This window comes from Kaistella sp. (genome assembly GCF_049588135.1).
GTDB lineage: Bacteria > Bacteroidota > Bacteroidia > Flavobacteriales > Weeksellaceae > Kaistella.
In genome coordinates this window covers 1-7,961 of sequence record NZ_JBAVFG010000145.1, presented here as the reverse complement: position 1 = coordinate 7,961, position 7,961 = coordinate 1, and the positions used below count along the sequence as shown (strand labels likewise).

Below are 7,961 nucleotides of genomic sequence, written 5' to 3'. Positions count from 1 at the left end.
TCAAAAATGGTATCGGGCTCTTAGCTCAGTTGGTTCAGAGCATCTCGTTTACACCGAGAGGGTCGGGGGTTCGAATCCCTCAGGGCCCACCCAGGAAACCTCAGTTTATTCTGAGGTTTTTTTATTTAATACAGTTAGCTCTGTTGCTTTGTGTTTAATTAATCATTTTGAAGATTAGAAAAAAAGTGTATATTTGCAAAACCAAAATTTGAAAAATCAAAAAATGGTATCGGGCTCTTAGCTCAGTTGGTTCAGAGCATCTCGTTTACACCGAGAGGGTCGGGGGTTCGAATCCCTCAGGGCCCACCCAAGAAACCTTAGTTTATTCTGAGGTTTTTTTTAATTTCGGGCGGTTAGCTCAGTTGGTTTAGAGCGTTGCGTTGACATCGCAGAGGTCGCTGGTTCGAACCCAGTACCACCCACAAAAACTTCTCAAGAGATTGAGGAGTTTTTTTTTGATTGATATGTCTTTTACGGGCAAGAAAAAAAAATTCAAAGTATTCTGCCAATAAATTCTAGCAGCAATAATTAAAGGAATTCAAAGCTTTTTATTAATTGCACAATTATCTTCAAAACAATCAGCGCAATTCTTTTTCAAAAGATTAAGATTAATTTGTTAATTTTAATCTCTAAACACAAGCTATGTTAGTAAAAATTTACGGAAGTGCTATTTTTGGAGTTTCTGCACAAACGATTACTATTGAAGTCAATGTAGACACTGGTGGCGTTGGCTATCATTTGGTAGGTCTTCCAGATAATGCGATTAAGGAAAGCAGTTACAGAATTTCGGCAGCACTGAAAAATATTGGATTTAAAATCCCTGGCAAGAAAGTCACAATCAATATGGCACCCGCAGATTTGCGCAAAGAAGGTTCTGCTTATGACTTGAGTATTGCTTTAGGAATCTTGGCTGCTTCTGAACAGATCAACGCCGAAGAAATCAGCAAATACATCATCATGGGTGAATTATCCTTAGATGGTGGATTGTTGCCGATAAAAGGCGTGCTTCCGATTGCCATTAAAGCAAAAGAAGAAGGTTTTAAAGGAATCATCTTACCCAAACTAAATATTCGAGAAGCCGCCATCGTGAGTGAATTAGAGGTTTACGGCGTTGACAATATCAAAGAAGTTGTGGATTTCTTTAATGCTGGAATTCCACTAGAGCGAACCACGATTGATATCCGCAAAGAGTTTCAAGAAAAAATCCATCAATTCCCCAATGATTTCTCAGAAGTAAAAGGGCAAGAAACAGCAAAACGAGCAATGGAAGTTGCAGCAGCAGGTGGACACAATATTATCTTAATCGGACCGCCAGGAAGTGGGAAAACAATGCTTGCAAAAAGAGTTCCCACAATATTACCACCTTTAACTTTAAGAGAAGCTTTAGAAACAACTAAAATACATTCTGTCGCTGGAAAGATTGGAACAGAAACTTCTTTGATGACGGTTCGTCCGTTTAGAAGTCCGCATCACACCATTTCAGATGTTGCATTGGTCGGTGGTGGTAGCTATCCTCAACCGGGCGAAATTTCCTTAGCTCATAATGGGGTTTTATTTCTAGACGAAATGCCAGAATTCAAAAGAACTGTTTTAGAAGTAATGCGCCAGCCTTTAGAAGATCGGGAAGTTACCATTTCCCGAGCAAAGTTCACGGTGAACTATCCAGCAAGTTTCATGTTAGTTGCAAGTATGAATCCCAGCCCAAGTGGCTTTTTTCCGGACGACCCCAACAATACATCTTCACAATTCGAAATGCAGCGGTACATGAATAGGCTTTCTGGACCACTCCTCGATAGAATTGATATTCATATCGAAGTACAAAAAGTAGAGTTCGAACAACTGGCAGACAAAAGGAAAGGAGAACAAAGCGATGAAATCAGACGACGGGTTTTAATGGCACGCGAACTTCAAAGTAATCGTTACAAAGATTCTGATATTCACTACAATGCACAAATGGGTCCGCGAGAAATTGAAAAATTCTGCGAACTCGATGAAGCTTCACAAACCCTCATCAAAACAGCAATGGAAAAACTGAATTTATCTGCACGAGCTTATGATCGAATTTTAAAAGTTTCGAGAACCATCGCCGATTTGGAACAAGCAGAAGCATTAAATGCTGCTCATATTTCAGAAGCAATTCAGTATCGTAGTTTAGACCGCGAATTTTGGAATGTATAAAAAATACCGCTCCAAACGAAGCGGTAGATTGCTTTTGAAACAAAAAGAGCTATTTCCAAGTTGGATTGGATTTATTTTCTAATCATTTTACTCCGTTATCAATATTATAAGCTAAACCAATTCCTAAAGTTTGCTTCATTTGGGTTTTCCAAATTTGATTATGATCATATAACAAATCCAAAGTAATCATTGAAGAAATATATTTATTGATTTTCATATTCAGAATTCCGCCGTAGGAAAGAACCAATCGTTCTGGATGATCGAGGTAATTAGAAAAAACAGATCCCATATTTATCAAGGTAATATTGTCCATTAATTTTACTTTATAAATCGCAGTTCCTAAAAAACCGAATTGAAATAGTGAAGTATCACCATTGTTTTTCAAACCATAATTTCCGGCATATTGCAAATCTTTATCCAAAACAAATGTCCATCTGGCATTCGCCGGCCGCAAAGTCATGGTAAAATTATCATTTGGTCTGTACGTAAACCCCGCTCCTAAATTTACAAATCCGGGTGCCATAAAATTCGAAAGTTTTTTAGCATCTGGATTATTTCCATCTTCATAACCTGCAGCGAACTGGGTAAGCAAGCTTGCCCCAGCAGAAGCATACCAATGATCATGAATTTTGTAGCCGTAATTGGTTGAAAGATTAATAACGTCTTGGGTTTTTCTGTTGCCCAAACCTTGGGTGTTATTTTGTCCAAAACCTAAAATAACAACATTTTCCCACAGATCTTTTCCTTTCTCGTAGGTCATATTGTAATTCACTCCTGCGATCCAACCCACATTATTTGCACCACCACCAATCCAATTAGAAAATGCAGCTTGGTTAAGCATTAACGTATTTTGACCTTGTATAGACCAGTTTTTCAAGGAATCCTGTTTTACATTTTGTGCTGATAAAACCCCTGAAATTAAAACTCCTGTTAAAAATATTTTTTTCATGTTATTGTTTTTTGTTCTATAAAAGTACAAATTTTATTTCCAACAGAATGCATTTAATCCCTAATCTGCAACGAAAGGCTTAATCATTTTTTTATTTTTTTCTTTAACTTCGAAACCGAAATTATAAGAAAAACCAACGCCCAAAGTTTGTTTTAATTGAAGTTTCTTCATTTGATCATGATCGTAAAGCAAATCTAAACTTATGGTTGTATTAATAAATTTATTGAATTTAAAATTAAGGGTTCCATTATAAGCAATGTCAACTCTCTCAACATGAAAAACATAATTGCTAAATAGATTGACTTGATTTACCAAATTGATGTCTTTGTAAATTTTTAAACGGTAAACGATATTAACCAAGGCACCAATCTCCGCTCTAACAGATTGACCGTCTTTTTCTAAACCATATCTACCAGCTTGCTGCAACAAAGGATCGGTAACAAAAGTAAACTTCCCATTCACTGGTCTAAAAATCACTTGGAAATTTTCATTGGGATTGTATAAAATCCCGACCCCAGCATAAACATAACCTGGTGACATAAATCCAGAAATTCGATCCTTAAAAGAAGGATTCGGAGTTAATGCATAATTATATCCCGTAGAAAACTGAGACAGAAACTGAAACCCCGTTGATAAATAAAAATTCTTTCCAATATCATAGCCATAATTGGTCATGAGGTTAATGTAATCTTCTGTTTTACGAGATGATTCTCCTTGGGAAGACACAAAACCATAACCCATCTGTATGTTATTATCTAAGAAATGTCTTCTGTTTTTATAACTTAAAGTATAATTGATTCTCCCAATAATACCGATATTATTATTCCCTCCAGAATTCCAATTAGAAAAGGAAGATTGATTGAAAACCAAGTTATTCTGTCCATAATAAAACCATTTAATAGGATCTTTTAATTGAAGCAAATTATATGGCGTTACTGGGATTTCCTCATCCTTAACTGCTACTTCTTGCCTATTTCTAATAACAATAGTATCCCTAAAAAAGACAGGAAATTTTTCTAATTTCGGATTAGCCAAACTGTCTAAATCCAGTGCAATAGCATTCCATCTCTTTTGTGAAATAGAATCGATTTCATCCAAAACACGCTTATCGGTCTGGGAAAAAACAGCCACGGAAACAAACGATATAATGACGGCAAATAATTTTCTCATAGTTCGCAAATTTAAGACAAACAAATAAATGTAAAAAATTCATTCAACCACAATTTTCGCACTTTTTGTCTGATTTTAATTACATTTATAAAAGATTTAGCCATAATTACTTAATAACCATTTTGGTCGCAGTTTTGTCAAAAAATAAACCATGCTCAAAAATCAACTTAATTTCAAAGCCGTGCTTTACGCAGCCATCATGGTTTCTGCGATGTGGGTGGGGTATTTATTGCAGCACATCGGTTGGTTTAGTGGTTGCTCTGGTGCAATCATTCCACTAAACCCTTCTGGTTTAAAAGGTATTTTTCTATCTCCTTTTCTTCATGGAAGTTTAGAGCATATTTTTGGCAATTCTGTTCCTATTTTTGTATTAATATTTCTATTGTTCCAATTTTACCCTTTTATCGCAAAACAAATATTATTTCTGGGTTGGATTTTAACTGGGTTTTTAGTTTGGCTCTTACCTCCCATCGATATTTACACAGGAGAATTCAATCATGTTTGCATCATAGGCGCAAGTGGAATAGTATATGTTTTAGCGTTTTTCTTATTTTTCAGTGGCGTGTTTCGGTGGAACATGAAGTTTCTAACGGTATCGATGGTGGTTGCATTGTATTATGGCAGTTTAATTTGGGGTGTTTTGCCTGAAGAATTATTTTCTCAACTACCAGAACCAAGCAGAGTATCTTGGCAGTCGCATTTATCTGGTGCAACCGTTGGAATACTAATGGCATTTATGTTCCGAAAATCAGGTGAAACTAAAGTAAAATACATCTGGCAATTCCCCAATTATTACAGTGAAAAAGATGACAAACTTTGGCAAGAGTACAAAGAAAAGCATCCAGAAGATTTCTTGGAACTTCCTTACAAAAAGAAAGAAAATGTATGGGAACGATTGGATGAACTTCGCAAAAACGAATAATTTTTGATACTTTTGATAAAATTTTCTTATGCATTCCGAAGAAACTCTTTACGCTATTGCACTGCGGCACTGTCCTCTAATCGGAGATGTGATTTTCCGAAAACTAGTACTTGAAGTTGGTTCTGCGAAAGAAGTGTGGGAACTTTCGAAATCAGGATTACAAAACATTTTTGGCATCGGGAGAAAAATTGCTATTGAAATCGGAAATCCTGAACATTTAAAATTCGCAGAGAAAGAAATTTTATTTTGCGACAAAAATAATATCAAAATCAATCTGCGGCATCTCGGCGATCTACCAACAATTTTAAATGAATGCGAAGATGCTCCAGCTGTTCTCTATCAAAAAGGGCATTTTGATCACTCAAAAAAGGCGGTGAGCATCGTAGGCACCAGAAATATTTCAAACTACGGAAAACAATTTATTGAAGACTTTCTAAATGCTATTAAAACTGAAAACACCATCACTATTAGTGGCTTAGCTTTAGGAGTTGATGCAGAAGTTCATGCTGTTTCTATACAAAACAGCATCATGACTGCTGCCGTTTTAGCACATGGTTTCCATACCCTTTATCCTTCGAAAAACAGGAAACTTTCGGAGAAAATCCTCGAAGAAAATGGAGTGTTATTTACAGAATTCAATTCCTCTCAAAAACCCGATCGCGAAAATTTCATTCAAAGGAATCGCGTTATTGCCGGATTATCTCCCGCAACAATTGTCGTAGAAACCGCTTTTGGCGGAGGCTCGATAAGCACCGCAACCTTTGCCAATAACTACAACCGAGAGGTCTATGCTTTGCCAGGCAGAATCGATGAAAAATATAGCCAAGGATGTAATCAACTCATTTACCAAAACAAAGCTGCTATCATTTCTACCATTCCCTCATTGATCGAACAATTGGGTTTTCAGAATGATCCCGAAACGATTGCCGAACTTTTCCCAACTTCTGAAATAAAAGTATTACTACCAGAACAGCAGCAGAATATCCTTACTACATTAAGTAAAAAAATTCCGCTTTCTTTAGATGACATTTCACAAAAGCTAGAAATACCGACTTATAAAATATTACCCGATTTATTGCAACTGGAAATTCTGGGATATCTAAAAGCACTTTCGGGAAGACAATATCTTGCAATCTAGCTTTTTAACATTTATCAAAAACCATTAAAGCCCAATAAATATTTCATTTTTAATATCATTAACTCTGTTTATATGAATTTAATAAAATTAAAGTTTGATTTTATTAATAGTTTCCTAATAATCAAATCTTTTTTCAAAAGTTCTGAAAAAACAATTAAATTTGTTAGTAATAATTCTCACTTCATATGAAACAGTATAACATTGAGCAAAAAATTCAGGAATTTATCGCACATATTGAAGCGAAAAATCCAAACGAGCCAGAATTTTTACAAGCCGTAAAAGAAGTCGCCAATACAGTAATTCCTTTCATTGCTACTCGTAAAGAATACGATGGCATGAAACTCTTGGAAAGAATGGCAGAACCAGAAAGAACCATTATCTTTCGAGTACCATGGGTTGATGATGCAGGTGAAATTCAGGTGAATCGAGGATTTAGAATTCAAATGAACTCTGCTATTGGTCCATATAAAGGAGGAATCCGTTTTCATCCAACCGTAAATTTATCTGTTCTTAAATTTTTAGCATTCGAGCAAACCTTCAAAAATTCTTTAACCACACTTCCAATGGGTGGCGGAAAAGGAGGTTCAGACTTTGACCCACAAGGAAAATCAAATATGGAAGTGATGCGTTTTTGTCAAGCATTCATGACAGAAATGTGCAAATATATTGGTCCAGAGACGGATGTTCCTGCTGGAGACATCGGCGTTGGCGCAAGAGAAATAGGTTATTTATTTGGTCAATATAAAAAAATCAGAAATGAATTTACTGGCGTATTAACTGGGAAAGGATTGGCTTATGGTGGATCATTAATCCGCCCGGAAGCGACTGGATATGGCGTTGTATATTTCTGTGAGCAAATGCTTAAAACAATCGGACAAGAAATTAAAGGTAAAACCTTTGCTGTTTCTGGTTTTGGAAATGTTGCCTGGGGAGTTGTTAAAAAAGTAAATGAGCTAGGCGGAAAAGTAGTAACAATTTCAGGACCTGATGGTTACATTTATGATGAAGACGGGATTTCTGGTGAAAAAGTTGATTACTTATTGCAACTGCGTTCTTCAGGAAATAACAGAGCTGAAGATTTCGCAAAGAAATTCCCAAGTGCAAAATTCTATGCAGGAAAACGTCCATGGAGTGTAAAATGTGATATTGCAATTCCTGCCGCAACACAGAACGAATTATTTTTAGAGGACGCTCAAATGTTAGTTGCCAACGGAGTAATCTGTGTAACCGAAGCAGCGAATATGCCTTCAACTTTAGATGCGATTAATTATTTCTTGGATAACAAGGTTTTGTTCTCACCAGGAAAAGCATCGAATGCAGGTGGTGTTGCAACTTCAGGTTTAGAAATGACCCAAAACTCAATTCGTTTGAACTGGTCATCTGAAGAAGTTGATGCAAGATTAAAGGAAATCATGATCGGAATTCACAAAGCGTGTCGCGATTATGGTACCGAAGAAGATAGTTACGTAAATTATGTGAAAGGTGCGAATATCGCAGGTTTTGTGAAAGTTGCTGAAGCAATGCTGGCGCAAGGTGTCGTATAAAACAGAAGCCGAAGTTTTACTTCGGCTTTTTTCTTAAAAACCTGTCCCGGAGAAATGGGA

General features: G+C 36.3%; 6 protein-coding genes and 3 tRNA genes. 7 read left to right on the top strand and 2 right to left on the bottom strand.

The window, feature by feature from the left end:
- Window positions 1–14 precede the first annotated feature (14 nt).
- From WBY99_RS08500 to WBY99_RS08485, 4 genes are all read left to right on the top strand, one after another.
- Window positions 15–89 (top strand) — tRNA-Val (locus WBY99_RS08500).
- 142 nt (window positions 90–231) lie between these two features.
- A tRNA-Val gene (locus tag WBY99_RS08495) sits at window positions 232–306 on the top strand.
- Window positions 307–347: 41 nt separating this feature from the next.
- Window positions 348–422 (top strand) — tRNA-Val (locus WBY99_RS08490).
- 220 nt (window positions 423–642) lie between these two features.
- Complete coding sequence (locus tag WBY99_RS08485) at window positions 643–2,178, top strand: YifB family Mg chelatase-like AAA ATPase (protein WP_423975900.1); 1,536 nt, start codon at window positions 643–645, stop codon at window positions 2,176–2,178.
- An 82-nt stretch (window positions 2,179–2,260) separates the two neighbouring features.
- Here WBY99_RS08485 and WBY99_RS08480 read toward each other — a convergent pair whose 3' ends face one another.
- Window positions 2,261–3,127, bottom strand: coding sequence for a DUF3078 domain-containing protein (locus WBY99_RS08480; protein ID WP_423975899.1), 867 nt, complete (start codon window positions 3,125–3,127; stop codon window positions 2,261–2,263).
- Window positions 3,128–3,187: 60 nt separating this feature from the next.
- Complete coding sequence (locus WBY99_RS08475) at window positions 3,188–4,297, bottom strand: DUF3078 domain-containing protein (protein ID WP_423975898.1); 1,110 nt, start codon at window positions 4,295–4,297, stop codon at window positions 3,188–3,190.
- Window positions 4,298–4,448: 151 nt separating this feature from the next.
- On the opposite strand from WBY99_RS08475, the gene WBY99_RS08470 reads away from it, so the two are divergent.
- The 3 genes from WBY99_RS08470 to gdhA all read left to right on the top strand — a co-directional run bounded on the left by WBY99_RS08470 (window position 4,449) and on the right by gdhA (window position 7,901).
- Complete coding sequence (locus WBY99_RS08470; RefSeq protein WP_423975897.1) at window positions 4,449–5,219, top strand: rhomboid family intramembrane serine protease; 771 nt, start codon at window positions 4,449–4,451, stop codon at window positions 5,217–5,219.
- Between the two features lie 28 nt (window positions 5,220–5,247).
- Window positions 5,248–6,357 carry a DNA-processing protein DprA gene (gene dprA / locus WBY99_RS08465; protein WP_423975896.1) on the top strand — a complete coding sequence of 370 codons (1,110 nt, stop codon included), beginning with the start codon at window positions 5,248–5,250 and terminating at the stop codon, window positions 6,355–6,357.
- A 185-nt stretch (window positions 6,358–6,542) separates the two neighbouring features.
- Window positions 6,543–7,901 (top strand): NADP-specific glutamate dehydrogenase, encoded by a 1,359-nt coding sequence (gdhA, locus tag WBY99_RS08460; RefSeq protein ID WP_423975895.1) that lies wholly within the window; start codon window positions 6,543–6,545, stop codon window positions 7,899–7,901.
- Window positions 7,902–7,961 lie beyond the last annotated feature (60 nt).